This is a genomic window from Mitsuaria sp. WAJ17, from assembly GCF_014174515.1.
GTDB lineage: Bacteria > Pseudomonadota > Gammaproteobacteria > Burkholderiales > Burkholderiaceae_C > Roseateles_B.
This window is the reverse complement of the sequence record NZ_JACJUG010000083.1, coordinates 1-1,592: the sequence shown is the minus strand read 5'-3', so window position 1 is coordinate 1,592 and position 1,592 is coordinate 1. Positions and strand designations below refer to the sequence as shown.

The 1,592-nt window shown below is 67.7% G+C and carries 1 protein-coding gene; it reads left to right on the top strand.

The features are described from left to right. Nucleotides 1–1,592 (top strand): type VI secretion system Vgr family protein (locus H5407_RS23450; RefSeq protein ID WP_183106900.1); only part of this gene is annotated, 1,592 nt, incomplete at both ends.

The following is a 1,592-nucleotide window of genomic DNA, read 5'->3' as shown; positions in this document are numbered from 1 at the left end:
AGCATCGAGCTGCTGCGCGACGACGGCAGCTCGCGCTTCTTCAACGGCCATGTCTTCGAGTTCCGCTTCGTCAAGAACGAGGGCGGCTTCGCGTACTACGACATGGTGCTGCTGCCCTGGCTCGCCTTCCTGCGCCTGACGCGCAACAACCGCCTCTTCCACTTCAAGACGGTGGAGCAGCAGACCGCGCAGCTGCTGGGCGAATGCCCGCATGCGGACTGGCGCAGCCAGCAGCTGGGCAGCGACCCGGTGATGACGGACGCCTGCCAGTTCGACGAGAGCAACTACAACTACCTGCACCGCCGCTGGGAGGCCCTGGGCTGGCACTACTGGTACGAGCACAGCAAGAGCGGCCACACCCTGGTGATCAGCGGTGACTCCACCGCCTGCGAGCCCCTGGACGGCGGCGCCGCCGTGCCCTGGAAGGGTGACGCCGGCGTGCGCGAGCCCGGCGTGCAAGGCCTGACCCCCGTGCGCAATGTGGCCAGCACCAGCTTCAGTGCGTCGAGCTTCGACTTCAAGCGCCCGCGCCCGCAGATGGCGGACACGCCCACGCTGAACCAGCAGGGGGACATCCCCCCGCTGGAGGTCTACGAGTACGCCGGCGCCTACGGCTACGCCGACGCCGGCGCGGGCCGCGACTACGTGCGCCGCCGCATGGAGGAGATCGAAGCCGCGGCCAAGCACTTCGTGGCGGTGAGTGATTTCCGCGGCATGCAGCCCGGCCGCTACTTCCAGCTCACCGGCCACGTGATGAGCGAGAGCTTCGGCCTGGTGGACGACGGCGACGACACCAGCTTCCTCGTGCTGGAGGTGCGCCACAGCGCGAGCAACAACTTCGAGACCCAGCAGGGTCAGGTCTCGCACTACCAGGCCCAGCTGAGCTGCCTGCGCAAAAAGGTGCCCTGGCGCCCCGGGCGCAGCCACAACTCCATCGAGCCCAAGATCTACGGCCTGCAGACGGCGATCGTGGTGGGCCCCGCGGGCGAGGAGATCCACACCGACGAGTACGGCCGCGTGCGCGTGCAGTTCCACTGGGACCGCGAGGGCACCTTCGACGACAAGAGCAGCGCCTGGGTGCGCGTGGCCTCGACCTGGGCGGGCAGCAACTTCGGCTTCGTGGCGATCCCGCGCATCGGGCAGGAGGTGCTGGTGCAGTTCCTGGACGGCAACCCGGACCGCCCGCTGATCACGGGCCGCGTCTACAACCAGGACAACATGCCGCCCTGGGAGCTGCCGGCCAACAAGACGCAGACGGGCATCCTGAGCCGCTCCAGCAAGGGCGGCGGCTACGAGAACGCCAACGCGATCCGCTTCGAGGACAAGAAGGGCCAGGAGGAAGTCTGGCTGCACGCCGAGAAGGACCAGCGCATCGAGGTCGAGCACGACGAGAGCCACTGGGTGGGCCACGACCGCAGCAAGACCATCGACCACGACGAGACGGTGCACGTGAAGCACGACCGCACCGAAACCGTGGACCACGACGAGACGATCACGGTGCACAACGACCGCAAGGAGCGGGTGGACCACAACGAGACGATCAGCATCGGGGACAACCGCACCGAGGACGTGGGGCAGAACGAGACCATCAC